The organism is Pseudomonas sp. ATCC PTA-122608 (genome assembly GCF_001952855.1).
Taxonomy (GTDB): Bacteria; Pseudomonadota; Gammaproteobacteria; order Pseudomonadales; family Pseudomonadaceae; genus Aquipseudomonas.
Genome location: NZ_LPNO01000035.1, coordinates 388,306 through 406,980, shown reverse-complemented (window position 1 = coordinate 406,980; position 18,675 = coordinate 388,306). Strand labels below are relative to the sequence as shown.

The window sequence follows — 18,675 nt, the reverse complement described above, 5'->3', positions numbered from 1 at the left end:
CATGCTGGCGAGCATAACCGATGGGGCTTTCGCCCTCACTTTGCACAGGATCGTTTTTGATGACACTCACCGGCCAGTGTCGCTGCGCCAGCGTGACCTACACCCTCGATACCGAAGCGCCGCTGGCGGTGTATGCCTGCCATTGCCGCCACTGCCAGACCTGGAGCGGTAGCGCGTTTGCCCTGCATGCGCTGTTGCCGGCGGATGCGCTGCGGGTTGAAGGTTCGCTGACGGAATATGCCTATGACGTTGACGGGCAACGTTCGGAGCATCGGTTGTGCGGGGTGTGCCATACGCGGATCTGCAACACCACGACGGCCGCGCCGGGGTTGGTTGTGCTGCGGGTCGGGACACTGGATGAGAGCCCGTCCGTGCAGCCGGTGGCGCATATTTGGCTGCGGCACAAGCAGCCGTGGGTGACGCTGGCGGAGGGCGTTCCGACCTGGCCGGAAAGCCCTACGCCCCAGGCTTTTGCACAGGCGTTGAGCGTTCCCCTGTAGACATGATTCACACAAACCCTGTGGCGAGGGAGCTTGCTCCCGCTGGGKTGCGCAGCAAACCCAAAAGCATTGACCGACTCATCCTGAAGGACCGCCGCGGCCTACCTGGGGGCGCTTCGCACCCCAACGGGAGCAAGCTCCCTCGCCACATTGGGCTCTGTGTCGATGTTGAGACTCAGCACTTCGCCATTGCGCAACTGCCATTCGAAGAAGTCTGAGAAATCATCGCGAACCAATGCGCGAATCGCCTTGGCGACAACCCCATGGGCAACCAGCACCACCACCTGTTGCCCATGGTTCACCAGCAACTGATTCAATCCGCCCCGGATACGCTCGACGAACTGCGAGATTGACTCACCGTCCGTGGGCGCCCGCTCCCATTGCCGGGTAATATTCTGCGCCCAAAGGTCGGGATAATGCTGCGCCGCCTCCGCCTGGGTCAGTCCCTCAAATACCCCCACGCCGCGCTCGCGAAACGCATCCAGCGTATGCAGTTGCAGCCCATCATCCGCAAACACAATGGCCGCCGTTTGCTGGGCCCTGCACAGCGGCGAGACGATGACAGCGTCGATCTGCGCTGGCAATTTTTCCCGCAACTCCTGCGCCTGGAGCACGCCACGTTCGTTGAGATCAATGTCCAGCGAGCCCTGGTAACGCCCCTCGGCATTGGCTTGAGTTTCGCCGTGACGAACAACATACAACTGCATACCGCCCTCCTTCATCCTGACGCTGAAAGGCCGCGAACGGCGCATCCGATAAAGCCCTAAGCTAAGACCGAAAAATTATTTATCGAATAATTTTTAGAACAATAAGCTGACCTTAATCCATTAAGAGTCGAGCACGCCATGCCCCTGTTTTCGCTCCATCGTCTTTTCATCACTGGCCTGGCCACGCTGGGCCTCTGCACCGCCCTGAGCGCTCAGGCCCAGGAAACCGTGCGCATCGGTTACCAGAAATCCTCGACCCTGATCACCTTGCTGAAAACCCAGGGCACCCTGGAAAAAGCTCTCAAAGCCGATGGCATCGACGTCACCTGGCACGAGTTCCCCAGTGGCCTGCCACTGCTGGAAGCGCTGAACGTCGGCAACGTCGACATCAGTGCCGACGTGGCCGACACCGTGCCGATCTTCGCCCAGGCCGCTCAGGCCAAGCTCACCTACTTCGCCCAGGAAGCGCCCTCGCCCCAAGCCCAGGCGATTGTGGTGCGTAAGGATTCGCCGATCCAGCAACTGGCGGATTTGAAAGGCAAGAAAATCGCCGTGACCAAGGCTGCCGGCACTCACTACCTGCTCATCGCCGCCCTGAACAAGGCGGGCCTGGCCTTTTCCGATATCGAGCCGGCGTACCTGACGCCTGCCGATGGTCGCGCGGCTTTTGAAAACAACAAGGTTGATGCGTGGGTCACGTGGGAACCCTTCCTCACCAGCGTGCAGCGCCAACTGCCGACCCGGACCCTTGCGGACGGTACCGGGCTTGCCAGCTACAAGCGTTATTACCTGACGGGTACGCCTTACGCCAAGGCGCATCCCGAGGTGTTGAAAGTGGTTTACGAACAATTGCACCAGGCTGGCGAGTGGGTGAAAAGCCACCCGGGTGATGCCGCGAAAGTATTGGGTCCGTTGTGGGGCAATCTGGATGTGGAAACTGTCGAGGCTGCCAATGCTCATCGTAGTTATGAGGTGCAGCCGGTGGCGCTGGATCAACTGGGTGAACAGCAGAAGATTGCCGATGCGTTTTTCAAGGCGGGGTTATTGCCCAAGGCGGTGGATGCGCAGGATGTGCAGGTGTGGAAGCCTTGACGGTTCAGTTGCCATTTGGGGTTGGGGCTGGCTGGGCTGGGCTGGGCTGGCTGGGCTGGGTACATATCCGTTATTTAGGTAACGGCCACCTATGGTTTCGCTCTTACAGCGAGTCACTTTGCAAAAGCGGCAAAGTAACCAAAACGCTCTGCCCCGCCTGTCGGCACCTCGCCTAGGCTCGGTGTTCCCTCACTCCGGCATTACTCCGCGGGCCGCCGCGACGGGCCATCCATGGCCCGGCGCGGCTAAACCGGCGTCCTGCCGGTTTACCCGCTCCGCAATACCTGCGTTCGGCCTCGGGCTGAATGGGGCAGTCAGATCAAGATCAACAGCAGATCAAAAGCAAGAGCACAGCGGCCTACAGGCCGGCTTGAGTGTTAAGAGCGAAAGCAGAGCTGCTTTCCTGTAGGAGCGAGCTTGCTCGCGAAAAACCTGAGAACGCCGCGTTGAATCAGGATGCCCGCGTCATCGTTAACGACCTTCGCGAGCAAGCCCGCTCCCACATTTGGACTGTGCCCGCTCTTGATTTCGCTGTTGCTGTTGCTGTTGCTTCACCACACTCAAGCCGGCCGGTAGGCCGCTGTGCCCTTGATCTGCTTTTGATCTTGATCTTAGGCGCCCCGTTAAACCACGCTGGCCGAACGCAGGCTTTGGAGCGTGGGTAACCCGGCAGGACGCCGGGTTAGCCGCGATGGGCCAAGGATGGCCCATCGCGGCGGCCCACGCTCCAAAGCCGGAGTGAGGGCACACCGAGCCCAAGCGAGGTGCCGAGTGGTGGGGCAAGAGCGTTTTGCTTACTTTTGCGCTGTTCAAAAGTGAGCCGCTGTAAGAGCGGAACCCATTTCAGCCATAACAAAAATAACGGATATACACCCAATCCAAAAAACGTGACCTATCGCCCAGGTCAGCCTTTGCGCGTCGCATCATCCAGCGCCAGGATGGTATGAGCATTGGTCACCGTGGTCGCCAGCGTATTGATCACCCCCGAGCGCAACGCACCAAGCGTCGCCGCCGCCTTGGTATTTTCACTGGCAATCGCCACCACATCCGGAATCCGGAACAGCTCCTGCACCGTCAACCCGATCACCCGCCCTTGGATCGCGTTGACCGCCGGCTGGCCATGAATGTCGATAAAGTCATACCCCATCATGTCCCCCACCGTGCCGGACAACCGCGCCTGGGCGATTTCCTGAGGTGAAAACCACCCCATGCGCACCATGTTGCTGTTTTCACTCATGTCACCAATGCCAATCAGTGCCATGTCGGCACGGCGAGCACGGTCAAGGGTGGAACGCACGGTATCGTTGCTGATCAGTACGCCCCGCAGTTCCGGGTTGGCCACCAGCGCCGGGGCGTACAAGCTTTCACTTTCGCCGCCAAAACGCAGGGCCAGGCGCCGGCAGATGTGGTCGGGGTTCATGTATTCGCCCGCCTTGAGCGAACCGCCGATGGCGCACACAAACGTGCAATTGCGGGTCACCGGCAGGAACACGTTATCGGCCACCGCGCCAACGTTACGGCCCATGCCGACCGCAACGATCATGCCGTCGCTGAGGGTTTTGTTCAGGTAGTTGGCCACCAGGCTCGCAACCGCCGAACGCTGGGTGTCGGGGTCGCTGTGGTCGACCGCGATCAAGGCGCGGTCCAGTTGGAAACGTTCCACCAGTGCCTGTTCCAATTCGTTGTTCATCGCCGGATGCTGCAACACCCGCACCTCGACAATGCCTTCATCCCGTGCGCGTTTGAGCAGGCGGCTGACTTTTGCCCGGGACAGGTCGAAGCGCTTGGCGATGGCTTCCTGAGTGACGTTCTCAAGGTAATAGAGCATCGCCACTTCGGTCATCAGGTCGATGTCGCTGGCGATGCGCTGGGTACTGTCACTCATGGGCACGGGCTTCCGTTTCGGTGTCAAAGGCGCATTCTCCCGACTCTTGCCCCGTTCCGTCCACTACTGATGCCCGTCGCGCTCGATCGCGTTGATGCGGTCGACCTTGGCCCCGGAACGCGCAGCTTCGAACTCCGACTCCAGGAACGACTTGACGATGCTCTTGGCCAGTTCCGCGCCGATCACCCGTGCACCGATGGACAGGATCTGCGCATCGTTGCTCTTGCGCGCCCGCTCCGCCGAATAGGTGTCGTGGGCCTGGGCCGCACGAATCCCCAGGACTTTGTTGGCCGAAATGGCCATGCCGATACCGGTGCCGCACACCAGTACCCCCAGCCGCTGCTCACCGGCGTTGATCGCCGTGGCCACCGCCAGGGCGATGTCCGGGTACAACACCGGGGCCGTGGAGTGGGTGCCGAAGTCGGTCACCGGGTAACCCAGTGCCTCGATATGGCGCTTCAACAGTTCTTTGAGCTCATAACCCGCTTCATCGCATCCGATAGCCACCGGGAAAGGTGTGTTCATGGCGTTTGGCTCCGCTGCCGTTTTGAGTACTTTCGAATGATCATATGATCACTCAATGAAATTTCGATCAGTCATTTCTCGGGCATTCCAGGCGCCCTGTCAAGTAGGATTTAGCTGACCCCACAGTCAAAGCCCTCTAAATCGGCACAGTTTGCGCAAAACCACGCATTTACAACTTTTCAGTGAAAGAGATTGACTGATCAGAATTTCATTTGATACACATATGCTCACAGCGAAACATGACTGTGCGACCTAATAAGAATTCACAGCACGAGGACACGCCGATGGCCACGCCATTACTGCTCCAGGCTGAACACGTCGCCAAGGCTTACGCCGGGATCCCTGCCCTGCGTGAGGGGCGCCTCTCTCTGCGGGCCGGCAGCGTCCACGCCCTGTGCGGCGGCAATGGCGCAGGCAAATCGACTTTCCTGAGCATCCTGATGGGCATCACCCAGCGTGACGCCGGGACCATCCTGCTCAACGGTTCCCCCGTTCAGTTCAACCGGCCCAGCGAAGCATTGGCGGCGGGGATCGCGATGATCACCCAGGAGCTGGAACCCATCCCCTACATGACCGTCGCCGAAAACATCTGGCTGGGCCGCGAACCGCGCCGCGCCGGCTGCATCGTCGACAGCAAGCAACTCAACCGACGCACTCGCGAACTGCTGGAAGGCCTGGAGTTCGACGTCGACGCCACCAGCCCCATGCATCGCCTGAGCGTGGCGCAGATCCAACTGGTGGAGATCGCCAAGGCGTTCAGCCACGACTGCCAGGTGATGATCATGGACGAGCCCACCTCGGCCATCGGTGAGCGCGAGGCCGAAACCCTGTTCAAGGCAATCCGCCGCCTTACCGCCCGTGGTGCCGGCATCATCTATGTGTCGCATCGCCTCAGTGAACTGGCGCAAATCGCCGACGACTACAGCATCTTTCGCGACGGCGCCTTCGTTGAGACCGGGCGCATGGCCGTTATCGACCGCGCCCACCTGGTACGCGGTATCGTCGGCCAGGAACTCACCCGCATCGACCACAAGGTCGGCCGCGAATGCGCCGCCGAATGCTGCCTGGATGTCGACAGCCTGAGCCGCGCCGGCGAGTTCCAGGACATCAGCCTGCAACTGCGCCAGGGCGAAATTCTCGGCATCTATGGGCTGATGGGATCGGGCCGCAGTGAATTCCTCAACTGCATCTACGGCCTGACCACCCCGGACTCCGGCAGCGTGACCCTGCAAGGCAAACCGATGCCCATCGGCCTGCCCAAGGCAACGATCCAGGCCGGCATGTCGCTGGTCACCGAAGACCGCAAAGACAGCGGCCTGGTGCTCAGCGGCAGCATCCTCTCGAACATCGCATTGTCGGCGTACAAGCAGCTGTCGAGCTGGTCGCTGATCAATGCGCGCAAGGAAAACCAGCTGGCCCAGGACATGGTCAAGCGCCTGCAGATCAAGACCACCTCCCTGGACCTGCCAGTGGAATCCATGAGCGGCGGCAACCAGCAAAAAGTGGTGCTCGCCAAATGCCTGTCGACCCAGCCGATCTGCCTGCTGTGCGACGAGCCGACCCGGGGCATCGACGAAGGCGCGAAGCAGGAGATCTATCACCTGCTGGACCAGTTCGTGCGCGCCGGTGGCGCGGCGATCGTGGTGTCGTCCGAAGCCCCGGAATTGCTGCACCTGAGTGACCGTATTGCCGTGTTCAAAGGCGGAAGGCTGGTGACCATCAGCAGCGATACCGCCCTTTCCCAGGAAGCCTTGTTGAGTCTTGCCTCATGAATGCCAAATCACTTTCTACACCTGCAGCCGCCCCCATCACGACCGCACCCCGCAGTCGCCTGCGCTTGTCCCTCGACCGCTTCGGCCTGCCGCTGGTGTTTATCCTGCTGTGCCTGGTGATGGCTTTCGCCAGCGAATACTTCATGACCTGGCGCAACTGGATGGACATCCTGCGCCAGACCTCGATCAACGGGATCCTCGCCGTGGGCATGACCTACGTGATCCTGACCAAGGGCATCGACCTGTCGGTGGGCTCGATCCTGGCGTTTGCCGGCTTGTGCAGCGCCATGGTCGCGACCCAGGGGTATGGCGTGCTGGCGGCGGTCAGCGCCGGGATGTTCGCCGGGGCGATGCTCGGGGTGGTGAACGGCTTTATGGTCGCCAACCTGTCGATCCCGCCCTTTGTCGCGACCTTGGGCATGTTGAGCATTGCCCGGGGCATGACCTTCATCCTCAACGACGGCAGCCCGATCACCGACCTGCCCGACGCGTACCTGGCGCTGGGTATCGGCAAGATCGGCCCGATTGGCGTGCCCATCGTGATCTTCGCCGTGGTCGCGCTGATCTTCTGGATGGTGCTGCGCTACACCACCTACGGCCGTTATGTGTACGCGGTGGGCGGCAACGAGAAGAGCGCGCGCACCTCCGGGATCGGCGTGCGCAAGGTGATGTTTTCGGTGTACGTGGTCTCGGGGTTGCTCGCCGGGTTGGCCGGTGTGGTGCTGTCGGCACGCACCACCTCCGCCCTGCCCCAGGCCGGTACCTCTTATGAGCTGGACGCGATTGCCGCGGTGGTGATCGGCGGCACCAGTTTGTCGGGCGGCACCGGCACGATTGTCGGCACGCTGTTTGGTGCGCTGTTGATCGGCGTGATCAACAACGGCCTGAACCTGCTGGGCGTGTCCTCCTATTACCAGCAGGTCGCCAAGGGCCTGATCATCGTGTTCGCAGTATTGATTGATGTGTGGCGCAAGAAAAAACGCTAGTCGCTTTTCCTCGAAACCGAACTGAACGACCTACAACAATAAGCGGAGTTCTCATCATGAAAGTTGGTATTTCCCTGGCCGCCGTCGCGGCACTCTCCCTGCTCGCCAGCAGCATTGCCCTGGCTGCCGATGGCAAGACCTACAAGATCGGCGCCGCGGTGTACGGCCTCAAGGGCCAGTTCATGCAGAACTGGGTGCGCGAGCTGAAGGAACACCCGGCGGTCAAGGACGGCACCGTGCAACTGACCGTGTTCGACGGCAACTACGACGCCCTGACCCAGAACAACCAGATTGAAAACATGGTGACCCAGCACTACGACGCGATCCTGTTTGTACCGATCGACACCAAGGCCGGCGTCGGCACCGTGAAGGCTGCCATTAGCAATGACGTGGTGGTGATCGCCTCCAACACCAAGGTGGCTGACGCCAACGTGCCTTATGTCGGCAACGACGACGTGGAAGGCGGCCGCCTCCAGGCCCAGGCCATGGTCGACAAACTCAAGGGCAAAGGCAACGTCGTGATCATCCAGGGCCCGATTGGCCAGTCGGCACAGATCGACCGGGAAAAGGGCGAGATGGAAGTGCTGGGCAAGCACCCGGACATCAAGATCATCGAGAAGAAAACCGCCAACTGGGACCGCGCCCAGGCCCTGGCCCTGACTGAAGACTGGCTGAACGCCCACCCCAAAGGCATCAACGGGGTAATCGCGCAAAACGATGACATGGCCCTCGGCGCGGTGCAGGCATTGAAGTCCCATGGGCTGACCTCCAAGGACGTACCGGTGACCTCCATCGACGGCATGCCGGATGCGATCCAGGCGGCGAAGAAAGATGAGGTGACCACCTTCCTGCAAGACGCCCAGGCCCAGTCTCAAGGCGCGCTGGATGTGGCGCTGCGGGCGCTGGCCGGCAAGGATTACAAGCCGCAGTCGGTGATCTGGGAACGCTACGGCAAAGACGTGAAATGGGGTGACGGCACCGCCAAGAACTACATCCTGCCGTGGGTGCCGGTGACCAATGCGAATGCGGATGCGCTGTATCAGCAGGTCAGCGGCACGAAGTAAGTTTTGACTTGAAACCTGGTCAAGTGTGGGAGCGGGCTTGCTCGCGAAAGCGGTGGATCATTCAACAGATGTGCCACCTGATACACCGCTTTCGCGAGCAAGCCCGCTCCCACATTGGATCTCCACCGATCTGAAAAATGGAGTCATGTTCATGTCTGGATTCTGGAATCAAGCCTTCGACCTCACCGGCCGCTGCGCCGTGATCACCGGCGGGGCCGCCGGGATCGGTCTGGCTTGTGCCAGCCTGCTGGTGGAACGCGGCGCACGCGTCGCCCTGCTCGACCGTGACCCGGCCGTGGTCGAAGTCGCCGCCAGCCTCGGTGCCGGGAACATCGGCATCGCCGTGGACCTGCGCCAACTCGACCAGGTGCACAGCACCGTCGACTACGTATTCGATCACTTCAAACGCCTGGATTACCTGGTCAACAGCGCCGGCGTCGCGCTGCTGGACAAGGCCCTGGACGTCAGCGAAAACGCCTGGGACACCACCCTCGACATCAACCTCAAGGCCAGCTTTTTCGTGGCCCAGGCCTGCGCCAAACACATGCTGGCCCAGGGCAGCGGGCGCATCGTCAACCTCGCCTCCCAAGCGGCGGTGATCGGCCTGGACCGTCACGTCGCGTACTGCGCCAGCAAGGCCGCCGTGGTCGGCATGACCAAGGTATTGGCCATGGAATGGGCGCCCCACATCAACGTCAACGCCATCTCCCCGACCATCGTCGAAACGGCCCTGGGCAAAAAGGCCTGGGCCGGCGAGCTGGGGGAACGGGCCAAATTGCAGATCCCGGCGGGCCGCTTTGCCCAGCCGGAAGAAATCGCCGGGCTGGCGTTGTACCTGCTCAGCGACGCCGCACAAATGATCACCGGCGAGAACGTGGTGATCGACGGCGGCTACAGCATCCAGTAATTCATCTTTTGTCGTGAGGTTTATCGTCATGTCTACCGTTACCGAACGCACGCCCGAGCAACTGTCACCCGTCATTCCGAAAACCATGCAGGCCGTGGTCTGCCATGGCCCCGAAGACTATCGCCTGGAGACCGTCGATGTACCGACGCCCGGCCCCGACGAGATCCTGACCAAGGTCGAGCTGTGCGGCATCTGCATGGGCGACATCAAGACCTATCGCGGCGCGCCGTCGTTCTGGGGTGACGCCGAGCAGCCGCGCTATGTGAAGCCGCCGATGATTCCCGGCCACGAATTCGTGTGCCGCGTGGTTGCCCTTGGCCCAGGCGCGGAAAAGCGTGGAGTGAAGGTCGGCGACCGGGTGATTTCCGAACAGATCGTGCCGTGCTGGGGCTGCCGCTTCTGCAACCACGGCCAGTACTGGATGTGCCAGAAACACGACTTGTACGGTTTCCAGAACAACGTCCAGGGCGCCATGGCCCAGTACATGATCTTCACCAAGGAAGGCATCATCCACAAAGTCCCGGACTCGATTGCCCCGGACGAAGCCATCCTGATCGAACCGCTGGCCTGCTCGCTGCACGCAGCGGAGCGAGCCAATGTGGATTTCGACGACATCGTGGTGGTGGCCGGCGCCGGTACGTTGGGCCTGGGGATCATCGGCGCGGTGCGCATGCGCAACCCGAAAAAACTCATCGTGCTCGACATGAAACCCGAGCGCGCCGCCCTCGCCCTGCGCATGGGTGCGGATGAAGTGTGGAACCCGGCCGAAGTCGACGTGATGGCGAAGATTCGCGAAATCACCGATGGCTACGGTTGCGACATTTACATCGAAGCCACCGGGCACCACAAGGCGGTGAACCAGGGCCTGGCGATGCTGCGCAAGCTGGGGCGCTTTGTGGAGTTCAGCGTGTTCAACGACGAGGCCACGGTGGACTGGTCGATCATCGGCGACCGCAAGGAACTGGACGTGCTGGGCTCACACCTCGGACCGTATATGTACCCGCGCGCCATCGACTTTATCGGTAACCGCAAGATCGACATGCGCGACGTGGTGACCCACAAATTTGCCCTGGCGGACTTCAAGGAAGCGTTTGCGGTGATGGAACGCGGGGACAAGTCGCTTAAAGTCGTGCTGGAACCCTGAAACACGCCAAAACCGCTTTTACTGTAGGAGCGAGCTTGCTCGCGAAAGTCGTTAACGATAATGCTCGCGTCCTGAATCAACGCGGCGCTCTCTGGTTTTTCGCGAGCAAGCTCGCTCCTACAGTTGATCAAAACAAAAACAGGAAACCGCGTTATGAATCGAGTGATAAACGATCCGGATCAGGTGGTCGAGGACATGCTGCGGGGCATCTTGGTCGCGCACCCCGAGCTGCGCCAATACGAAACCAATCCACGGGTGATCGGCAAGGCCAAGCCGTCGCCACAGGGCCGCGTGGGCATCGTGACCGGCGGCGGTTCCGGGCATGAACCGGCCTTTCTCGGCTATGTCGGCCCCGGCCTGGTAGACGCCGTGGCCGTCGGCGAAATCTTCTCCTCGCCCACCGCCAAAAGCTTCTTCGACGCCTTCCGCGCCGCCGACCACGGCGCTGGCGTGGCGTGCCTGTACGGCAACTACGCCGGCGACAACATGAACGTGAAGCTGGCAATGAAAATGGCCGCCAGCAAGGACATGCAGATCCGCACCGTGGTCGCCAACGACGACGTGGCCTCGGCGCCCAAGGCCGACATTGCCAAGCGCCGCGGGGTGGCAGGCGAGATCTTCATGTGGAAGGTCGGCGGTGCAGCTGCTGCCCAGCATTACGATCTGGACGGGGTGATTCGTGTCGCCCAGAAGGCCGTCGACAACTGCCGCTCCATCGGCATCGGCCTCACGCCCTGCACCATCGCGGCGGTGGGCAAGCCGAACTTCCAGATTCCTGACGGGCAGATGGAGTTGGGCATCGGCCACCACGGCGAGCCGGGCATCGAAGTGATCGCCATCGAATCCGCCGAAGCCATGGCCGCACGCATGCTTGCGCCGATTCTCGCCGACCGCGACTTCAGCCAGGATGACAGCGTGGTGGTGCTGGTCTCGGGTCTGGGCGCGACGCCGGTGATGGAACTTTACATTTTCTATGCCGAGGTTGAACGTCAGCTGCAGGCCAGAGGTTTGAAGATTCACCGCTGCTACGTGGGCAACTACTTCACCTCCCTGGAAATGATGGGCGTGACCCTGACCTTGCTGGGCCTGGACGCCGAGCTGAAAACCCTGATCGACCAACCCTGCCGCTCCATCGGCATGACCCAGGCGGAATAAACCATGAGCCAGCATTTCTCCACCCATGACGGCAGCGCCATCGTTGCCGACCTGGTGAGCGTGATCGTTGCCAACCGCGAGTACCTGAGCGAAGTCGACGGTGCCATTGGCGATGGCGACCACGGCATCAACATGGCCAAGGGGTTCGCCCATTGCGGGCGCACCATTGAAGGCCGCCAGTTGACCCTGGCCGAAGCGTTGGACGAGTTGACGCTGAGCCTGATGGAAGGCATCGGCGGCTCCATGGGGCCGCTGTATGGCAGCCTGTTTATCGGCATGGCGGATGAGGTGCGGGGCAGCGAAGAGATTGATGCGGCGACCTTTGCGCATTTGCTACGGGGCGGGCTGACGTCGTTGCAGGACATCACCGAAGCCGGCGTGGGTGACAAGTGTTTGATGGACACCTTGATTCCGGCGGTGGAGGCGTTTGAGCAGGCCCATGGGTCGGGGGCGTCGTTCAGTGAGGCGCTGGACGCGATGAAAAGTGCGGCGTCGCGGGGGCGAGATTCCACCAAGGATCTGGTGGCAAAAATTGGTCGCGCCAGCCGCCTGGGCGAGCGCTCGCTGGGTGTGCTGGATGCCGGAGCCGTGTCGTGCTGCTTGATACTGACAAGGCTGGCGGATTCGGTTCAACCGAGGTTGGTGTAGCGTCTGAGAGGGCCCTTTCGCGAGCAAGCCCGCTCCCACATTCGAGCGCATTCCAAAGAGGAAACTCGGTCAAATGTGGGAGCGGGCTTGCTCGCGAAGGCAGCAACACAATTAACCCGCAAAGCACCCAACCCGCCGCGATCAGATCTCTAACTTAGCTCTCTGCCTGACCTGCTCGATATACCGCGCCACCGCCGGCGCCTTTTCAAAGCGCCGGTGAATCAGCGACAGCCACGACGACGCCTCACTGCCTTCAATCGTGCGGTACACCACGTTCGGCAAGCTCACATGCCCCACCACCGACTCCGGCACCACCGCCACGCCCTGCCCCAGTGACACCAACGCAATCACCGCCACCAACCCGCCCGGCTGCGGCCCCAACCGAGGCGCATAACCACCCTGCGCCGCCACCTGCAGCGTGCCGCTGATCTGCTCGGGCAAGATAAAGGTCTCGTTTTGCAGATGCTCGCAACTGATCGCCTTTAATCCCAGCAGCCAGGAATCCTGCGGCAACGCCAACACAAACCCTTCGCTGTTCAAGCGCACCGCCTCGACGCCCTCGGGTAATGTCATCGGCGAGCGGATATAGCCAATATCGAAGCGCCCGTCCGCGACCAGCCCCGGCAACGTCGCCATCGGGCTTTCGCGCACGCTCAGGCTCACGTCGGGGAAGTCCCCACAGAACGACTGCACCTGGCGCTGCAACAGGCCTGAATAGACCGCCGACGCAACGTACCTCAATTCAATGTGACCAATCTCACCGCGCCCGGCACGCTGGGCATTGCGCTGAGCGAATTCGAACTGCCGCACCGTGGCCTCAGCCTCGATCAACAGCGCCGCACCCGCTTCGGTGAGGCTGACTTCGCGCTGCTGGCGGATAAACAAGCGCGTACCGAGGGTGTTTTCCATGTCCTGGATCTGCCGACTCAGGGTCGGCGGGGCGATGCCCAGCTGTTCGGCGGCCCGAGTGAAATTGCGTTGCCGGGCAACCGCCAGAAAGTAGCGGAAATGACGTATTTCCATCGCAGGATTAGCTCAAAGGTAATGAAGATCACTATTACGCCTAATAAAGCCAGGACTCGGCGCGACTAAGCTGGGCGCACGCTCACAGTAGAGAGGCACCCCCATGTTAGTCAAATCCCTGATACTGGCACTCGCGGGGCTGGCCGCCCTGCCCTCGGCAATGGCCGCCGAACCAAAGGCCACCATTGCCCACAAGGCAATACTGACCCTCGCCACCGCCCAGCAGATCGCCGCGCAGGCCCGTAAAGCGGCCGCTGAAAAAGGCTGGCCCTGCGCGCTGGCGATTGTCGACGATGGCGGCTGGCCGATCCTCACCACCCGCATGGACGGCGCTCCGGTGGTCGCCGGGATTGAATTGGCCCAAGGCAAGGCGCGCACCTCGGCGCTGTTCAAACGGCCGTCGGCCGATCTGGAAAACGCCATCAACGGCGGGCGCCAGGCAGCCGTCACCGCCGGCCTGCTGATGATGAAAGGCGCACAGCCAATCATCCTCGAAGGCCAGGTAGTGGGCGCCATCGGCATCAGCGCAGACACCCCGGCCCACGATGATGAAATCGCCCTGGCGGCGGTGGCTTCGGTGCAACCATGAGCAAAGTCAGCCCACGTGTCACGCTGCTGACTGCCTCCGGGGTCTGTTCGCTGATCGTGCTCGACACCAATATCGTCGCCGTGACCCTGCCGAGCATCGCCCGGGACCTGGGGGCGAATTTTGCCGATATCGAATGGGTGGTCAGCGCCTACATGCTGGCCTTCGCCGCCCTGTTATTGCCGGCCGGGAGCATCGCCGACCGCTTTGGGCGCAAGAAGACCCTGATCTGGGGCCTGAGTATTTTCATTCTCGCGTCCATCGGTTGCGGCGCGGCGCCGACTGCGTTGTTCCTGGATATCGCCCGCGCCGTCAAAGGTGTCGGTGCGGCGCTGCTGCTGACCTCGGCCCTGGCGTCCATCGGCCATACGTTTCACGACGAAGTGGAGCGCGCCAAGGCCTGGGCTTTCTGGGGCGCGTGCATGGGCGTGGCAATGACCGCCGCGCCAACCCTCGGCGGTTTGATCACCCAGTACCTGGGCTGGCGCTGGATTTTCTATCTCAATTTGCCGGTCGGCCTGGTGTTGATGGGGTTGGTGCTGCGCGCGATTCCTGAGTCTCGCGACGCCCAGTCCGCCAGGCTTGATCCCTGGGGCAGCCTGACCTTCAGCGCCAGCTTGCTGTGTTTGATCTGGGGCCTGATCGAAGCAAACCGAATCGGCTGGGACAACCCGCTGACTTACGCGCGGCTGCTGGGCGGTGCGGCGTTGTTGGGTTTGTTTGTACTCGCCGAACGCTTGCAACAGCGACCCATGGTGGACCTTCAGTTATTTAAGCACCCGCGTTTCATCGGTGCGCTGCTGGGGATGTTCGCCTACGCCGGCTGCGCCCAGGTGATGATGACGTTGCTGCCGTTCTACCTGCAAAACGGCCTGGGGTTCTCCGCGATCGCCTCGGGTTTGGGCATGCTGCCGTTTGCCATGACCATGCTGATCTGCCCACGGATTGGCGCACGCCTGGCCAGCCGCTTTGCCCCGGCAACGATGATGGCGACGGGACTGACGTTGGTGGGATGCGGCAACCTGCTGAGTGCCTGGGCGGTGAATGTCGGGGGTTATCTGCCGTTCGCCCTGGCGATAGCGGTCACCGGGGCCGGTGCCGGGCTGCTCAATGGCGACACCCAGAAAAACATCATGGCCTGCGTGCCACGGGACCGCGCGGGAATGGCGTCGGGTATGAGCACAACCATGCGCTTCAGCGCGATCATGTTGGCCATCGGCGTGTATGGGGCATTGTTGAGCAGCCATAGCGAACAGTTGCTGCACACGAGCCTGGGCTCGCAGTGGCAGGAACAGGTTGCGGGGATTGCTTCACGGGTGGTGGCGGGTGATATGCCGGCGGCCATGGCGCTGCTGCCTGAAACGGCACGAGGGAGGGTGCAGCCACTGGCGCGGCAGGCGTTTGTCGGCGGGTTCAGCGTGGTGTTGTGGGTGGCGGGGTTGTTGGGTTTGCTGGGGGCGCTGGTGGTGGGATCGTTTATGCGGCATCCCATACCGGCGGTGCCGCAGGCCTCACTACTAGCTCGGTAATGTGATCAACACAAAACCAATGTGGGAGCGGGCTTGCTCGCGAAGGCGGTGTGTCAGTCAATACATATGTGACTGACACACCGCCTTCGCGAGCAAGCCCGCTCCCACATTTTGATCTTCAACAGTCAGTTGAATTGTTACCAGAATCGCTGCTGGGTCAGGCGGCTCCACCAGGTCAGCAACACGCGGTCTACCGAGCCGCTGGCCGCCAGGCCAACCCGCTCTTGCAGGCTTTTACGCTCGGCATAGTGCAGGTGGAACACTTCGGCAGTCTTGGCCTTGGTCGCCAGGTATTCGTCGCTGGTTTGCAACTGATCTACCAGTTGCTTGTCCAGTGCCGCGACACCCAGCCAGACTTCACCGGTGGCCACATCATCAATGGCCAACTGCGGGCGATAGCGCGACACGAAGTTCTTGAACAGTTGATGGGTGATGTCCAGGTCTTCCTGGAACTTCTCGCGGCCCTTCTCGGTGTTTTCGCCAAACACCGTCAGGGTGCGTTTGTATTCGCCGGCGGTCAGCACTTCGAAGTCGATGTCGTGCTTCTTCAGCAGGCGATTGACGTTGGGCAACTGCGCCACCACGCCGATTGAGCCAAGGATCGCAAACGGTGCGCTGATGATCTTCTCGCCGATGCACGCCATCATGTAGCCGCCGCTGGCCGCGACCTTGTCGATGCACACGGTCAACGGCACGCCCGCCTCGCGGATACGCGCCAGTTGCGACGACGCCAGGCCGTAGCTGTGGACCATGCCGCCGCCGCTTTCGAGGCGCAGCACCACTTCGTCCTTGGGCGTGGCCAGGCTCAGCAGTGCGGTGATTTCATGGCGCAGGCTTTCAGTGGCCGAGGCCTTGATGTCGCCGTCGAAATCCAGCACGAACACCCGAGGCTTGGCTTCGGGTTTCTTCTTGCTGTTCTTCTTTTCGGTTTTGCTTTCGGACTTGCGCAATGCCTTGAGCTGGTCCTTGTCGAGCAAGGTCTGCTCCAGGCGCTCACGCAGGCCTTTGTAGAAATCATTGAGCTTGCTGACCTGCAACTGGCCGGCGGCTTTACGGCGGCCCTTGCTGCGCAGCGCTGCAAAACTGATCAGCACCACCAGGATGGCGACGACCAGGGTGACGGTTTTAGCCAGGAAAGTAGCGTACTCGGCCAGAAAATCCATGTGACTCCTTACAAGTGCAGTGCGCCAGGCGCGGATTGCCCAAGCATACCGACGCCACCGCCATGGGGCCAGTGATCAAACCGCCAGCAACGGGCCTCTAACGAGCTTTTAAAACAAGCGTATGTTTTTTCATTGACAGCTTCCCGGCATCCTCATAACCTCGCCAGACTTTCAACGTACCGGGAAAACGGACGTGGGCAGCATCTACCTGATTCGACATGGCCAGGCCTCCTTCGGTGCAGACGACTACGACGTGCTGTCGCCCATCGGTGTGCAACAGGCGCAAGTGCTGGGCCGCCACCTGGCGGAACTGGGCCTGAGCTTCGACCGCTGCGTGTCGGGCGACCTGCGCCGTCAGCAGCACACCGCCACCGCCGCCTTCGAACAATACAGCGCCCTCGGCCTGCCGGTACCCACGCTGGAAATCGACAGCGCATTCAACGAATTCGATGCCGAGGCGATCATCCGCGCCCTGCTCCCGGACCTGCTGCACAGCGAACCCGAAGCCCTGCACATCCTGCGCAACGCCGCGCAGCATCGCGGTGAGTTCCAGCGCATCTTTTCCCTGATTGTCGAACGCTGGCTGGCCGGCACCTACGACCCGCCGGGCCTGGAAAGCTGGCTGGGGTTTGTCGAACGTGTCCAGGGCGGCCTGCAACGCCTCCTCGAAGCCGCCGACAACAGTGACAAGATCGCCGTGTTTACCTCCGGCGGCACCATCACTGCCCTGCTCCACCTGATTACCCGAATGCCTGCTGCACAGGCCTTCGAACTGAACTGGCAAATTGTTAACACCTCGCTCAACCAGCTGAAATTCCGTGGTCGCGAGGTGGCACTGGCTTCCTTCAACAGCCATACCCACTTGCAACTGTTGAAGGCGCCGCAGCTCATCACCTTCCGATGAATTGCGGCCAACCGTGACCCCAAGGTCACTGGACTCACCATAAAAGGATCGAAACCATGACTGACGTAGCTAAAGCCGTAGAAGCAATGAAAGCCAAATTCAACCCAGCCGCTGCCGACGGCCTGGACCTGGTGTTCGGTTTCCGTATCGACGACACCCAGAACTTCTCGCTGGTCGTGAAAAACAAAACCTGCGAACTGCTGGAAGGTGAAAACCCGGATGCCCAAGTCACCCTGGTGATGGACGGCGAAACCATGAAAGGCATCGTCGACGGCTCCACCGACGGCATGCAGGCATTCATGGGCGGCAAACTGCGCACTGAAGGCGACATGATGCTGGCCATGAAATTGAGCGAGCTGTTCCCGGCCTGATCAAGCCTGCTTTAAATGACAAATCCCGCCAATGGCGGGACTTGTCGTTTCAGGGGCGAAGCAAACGCCTAGCGGGTTCCCGCATCGTCCAACTCGTCAAAGGTCTCCAGGTACTGCGGGTCGTTGGCATCCCCCACACGAATCTCTCGCCCCTCGTACTCTGCGGTTATTTCGCCGGTGTTCACGTCCAGGCCAATCATGACCAGGAATTTTTTGCGGCCAACCTGCACGTACAGATCGTAAAGATCCCGCGGCACATCCGGAGCCACAAACACGCTGTACGAGTAGCGCACGCGGCGGGTCAGCACGGGCCACTGCGCCTCAAGCGCGATCACATCCTGCGACTCGCCACCGGCATTGCCCACGCCTCGCAGGGCAGCCTCCATCAACTGATCGTTATCCTTGGCGGTGAAGACCACCGGCTTTCTGCGGATCATCGTGATCATCGGGTTGGGGACGAGATCCGTTTCAAGGCGATACATCCCATTGCTGAACCACTGGGTCGCGTCAAACGTTTCGCCTTTCTTGCAATCACTGCAATGCATCATCATCGGGGCCGCAGCGCTTGCCCGGGAATAAAGGGACGTCATGAAAATACTGGTGGTGATCAGCAACGCACTCAAGAGAGTCGTACTGCTGAATCGCGCAACGACCTTCGCCATTGTCTACATCCTTGTATGAGGGGCGACGAATTTACCCGATTCTGATCATTCC

Annotated in this window: 19 protein-coding genes; 13 read left to right on the top strand and 6 right to left on the bottom strand. The window is 61.2% G+C overall.

Annotated features, from left to right (window positions below):
- Positions 1-59: 59 nt before the first annotated feature.
- Positions 60-500 (top strand): GFA family protein, encoded by a 441-nt coding sequence (locus tag AU074_RS25050; protein WP_076016992.1) that lies wholly within the window; start codon positions 60-62, stop codon positions 498-500.
- Between the two features lie 101 nt (positions 501-601).
- Here the strand turns inward: AU074_RS25050 and AU074_RS25045 are convergent, their stop codons facing one another.
- Positions 602-1,207: a histidine phosphatase family protein gene (locus AU074_RS25045; RefSeq protein WP_076016991.1), complete on the bottom strand. Its 606-nt coding sequence runs from the start codon at positions 1,205-1,207 to the stop codon at positions 602-604.
- A gap of 138 nt (positions 1,208-1,345) precedes the next feature.
- On the opposite strand from AU074_RS25045, the gene AU074_RS25040 reads away from it, so the two are divergent.
- Entirely contained in the window at positions 1,346-2,299 is a 954-nt protein-coding gene (locus tag AU074_RS25040) for an aliphatic sulfonate ABC transporter substrate-binding protein (RefSeq protein WP_076016990.1), read from the top strand.
- 904 nt (positions 2,300-3,203) lie between these two features.
- Here AU074_RS25040 and AU074_RS25030 read toward each other — a convergent pair.
- Both AU074_RS25030 and rpiB read right to left on the bottom strand, forming a co-directional pair.
- The gene (locus AU074_RS25030; RefSeq protein ID WP_076016989.1) at positions 3,204-4,184 is read right to left on the bottom strand and encodes a sugar-binding transcriptional regulator; all 981 of its coding nucleotides are present in this window, start codon (positions 4,182-4,184) and stop codon (positions 3,204-3,206) included.
- Positions 4,185-4,247: 63 nt separating this feature from the next.
- Positions 4,248-4,709 (bottom strand): ribose 5-phosphate isomerase B, encoded by a 462-nt coding sequence (rpiB, locus tag AU074_RS25025; protein WP_003215716.1) that lies wholly within the window; start codon positions 4,707-4,709, stop codon positions 4,248-4,250.
- 284 nt (positions 4,710-4,993) lie between these two features.
- On the opposite strand from rpiB, the gene AU074_RS25020 reads away from it, so the two are divergent.
- The 7 genes from AU074_RS25020 (at position 4,994) to dhaL (ending at position 12,385) form a co-directional block, all read left to right on the top strand.
- Entirely contained in the window at positions 4,994-6,481 is a 1,488-nt protein-coding gene (locus AU074_RS25020; RefSeq protein ID WP_076016988.1) for a sugar ABC transporter ATP-binding protein, read from the top strand.
- Positions 6,478-7,467 (top strand): ABC transporter permease, encoded by a 990-nt coding sequence (locus tag AU074_RS25015; RefSeq protein WP_010172022.1) that lies wholly within the window; start codon positions 6,478-6,480, stop codon positions 7,465-7,467. Before AU074_RS25020 ends, AU074_RS25015 begins: the two co-directional genes overlap by 4 nt.
- Before the next feature lie 56 nt (positions 7,468-7,523).
- A complete protein-coding gene (locus tag AU074_RS25010) occupies positions 7,524-8,531 on the top strand; it encodes a substrate-binding domain-containing protein (RefSeq protein WP_076016987.1) in 1,008 nt (335 codons plus the stop codon).
- 151 nt (positions 8,532-8,682) lie between these two features.
- Positions 8,683-9,438 carry an SDR family oxidoreductase gene (locus tag AU074_RS25005; RefSeq protein WP_076016986.1) on the top strand — a complete coding sequence of 252 codons (756 nt, stop codon included), beginning with the start codon at positions 8,683-8,685 and terminating at the stop codon, positions 9,436-9,438.
- A 28-nt stretch (positions 9,439-9,466) separates the two neighbouring features.
- Positions 9,467-10,582 carry an alcohol dehydrogenase catalytic domain-containing protein gene (locus tag AU074_RS25000; protein ID WP_063031068.1) on the top strand — a complete coding sequence of 372 codons (1,116 nt, stop codon included), beginning with the start codon at positions 9,467-9,469 and terminating at the stop codon, positions 10,580-10,582.
- 153 nt (positions 10,583-10,735) lie between these two features.
- Positions 10,736-11,737, top strand: coding sequence for a dihydroxyacetone kinase subunit DhaK (locus tag AU074_RS24995; protein WP_076016985.1), 1,002 nt, complete (start codon positions 10,736-10,738; stop codon positions 11,735-11,737).
- A gap of 3 nt (positions 11,738-11,740) precedes the next feature.
- A complete protein-coding gene (gene dhaL, locus AU074_RS24990) occupies positions 11,741-12,385 on the top strand; it encodes a dihydroxyacetone kinase subunit DhaL (RefSeq protein WP_076016984.1) in 645 nt (214 codons plus the stop codon).
- Positions 12,386-12,526: 141 nt separating this feature from the next.
- Here the strand turns inward: dhaL and AU074_RS24985 are convergent, their stop codons facing one another.
- Complete coding sequence (locus tag AU074_RS24985; RefSeq protein ID WP_076016983.1) at positions 12,527-13,408, bottom strand: LysR family transcriptional regulator; 882 nt, start codon at positions 13,406-13,408, stop codon at positions 12,527-12,529.
- A 103-nt stretch (positions 13,409-13,511) separates the two neighbouring features.
- On the opposite strand from AU074_RS24985, the gene AU074_RS24980 reads away from it, so the two are divergent.
- Together AU074_RS24980 and AU074_RS24975 are read left to right on the top strand one after the other, a co-directional pair.
- Positions 13,512-13,997, top strand: a complete 486-nt coding sequence (locus AU074_RS24980; protein WP_076016982.1) for a heme-binding protein — start codon at positions 13,512-13,514, stop codon at positions 13,995-13,997.
- A complete protein-coding gene (locus tag AU074_RS24975; RefSeq protein ID WP_076016981.1) occupies positions 13,994-15,523 on the top strand; it encodes an MFS transporter in 1,530 nt (509 codons plus the stop codon). The genes AU074_RS24980 and AU074_RS24975 overlap by 4 nt, the downstream gene beginning before the upstream one ends.
- Before the next feature lie 137 nt (positions 15,524-15,660).
- On the opposite strand, the gene sohB is transcribed toward AU074_RS24975, so the two are convergent.
- Positions 15,661-16,686, bottom strand: a complete 1,026-nt coding sequence (gene sohB / locus AU074_RS24970) for a protease SohB (RefSeq protein ID WP_076016980.1) — start codon at positions 16,684-16,686, stop codon at positions 15,661-15,663.
- A 193-nt stretch (positions 16,687-16,879) separates the two neighbouring features.
- Between sohB and AU074_RS24965 the strand changes: the two genes are divergently transcribed.
- Both AU074_RS24965 and AU074_RS24960 read left to right on the top strand, forming a co-directional pair.
- A complete protein-coding gene (locus tag AU074_RS24965; RefSeq protein ID WP_076016979.1) occupies positions 16,880-17,590 on the top strand; it encodes a histidine phosphatase family protein in 711 nt (236 codons plus the stop codon).
- Between the two features lie 56 nt (positions 17,591-17,646).
- On the top strand, positions 17,647-17,961 hold the full coding sequence (locus tag AU074_RS24960) for an SCP2 sterol-binding domain-containing protein (protein WP_017479029.1): 315 nt from the start codon (positions 17,647-17,649) through the stop codon (positions 17,959-17,961).
- Between the two features lie 68 nt (positions 17,962-18,029).
- Here AU074_RS24960 and AU074_RS24955 read toward each other — a convergent pair whose 3' ends face one another.
- Positions 18,030-18,623, bottom strand: a complete 594-nt coding sequence (locus AU074_RS24955) for a hypothetical protein (protein WP_076016978.1) — start codon at positions 18,621-18,623, stop codon at positions 18,030-18,032.
- Positions 18,624-18,675 lie beyond the last annotated feature (52 nt).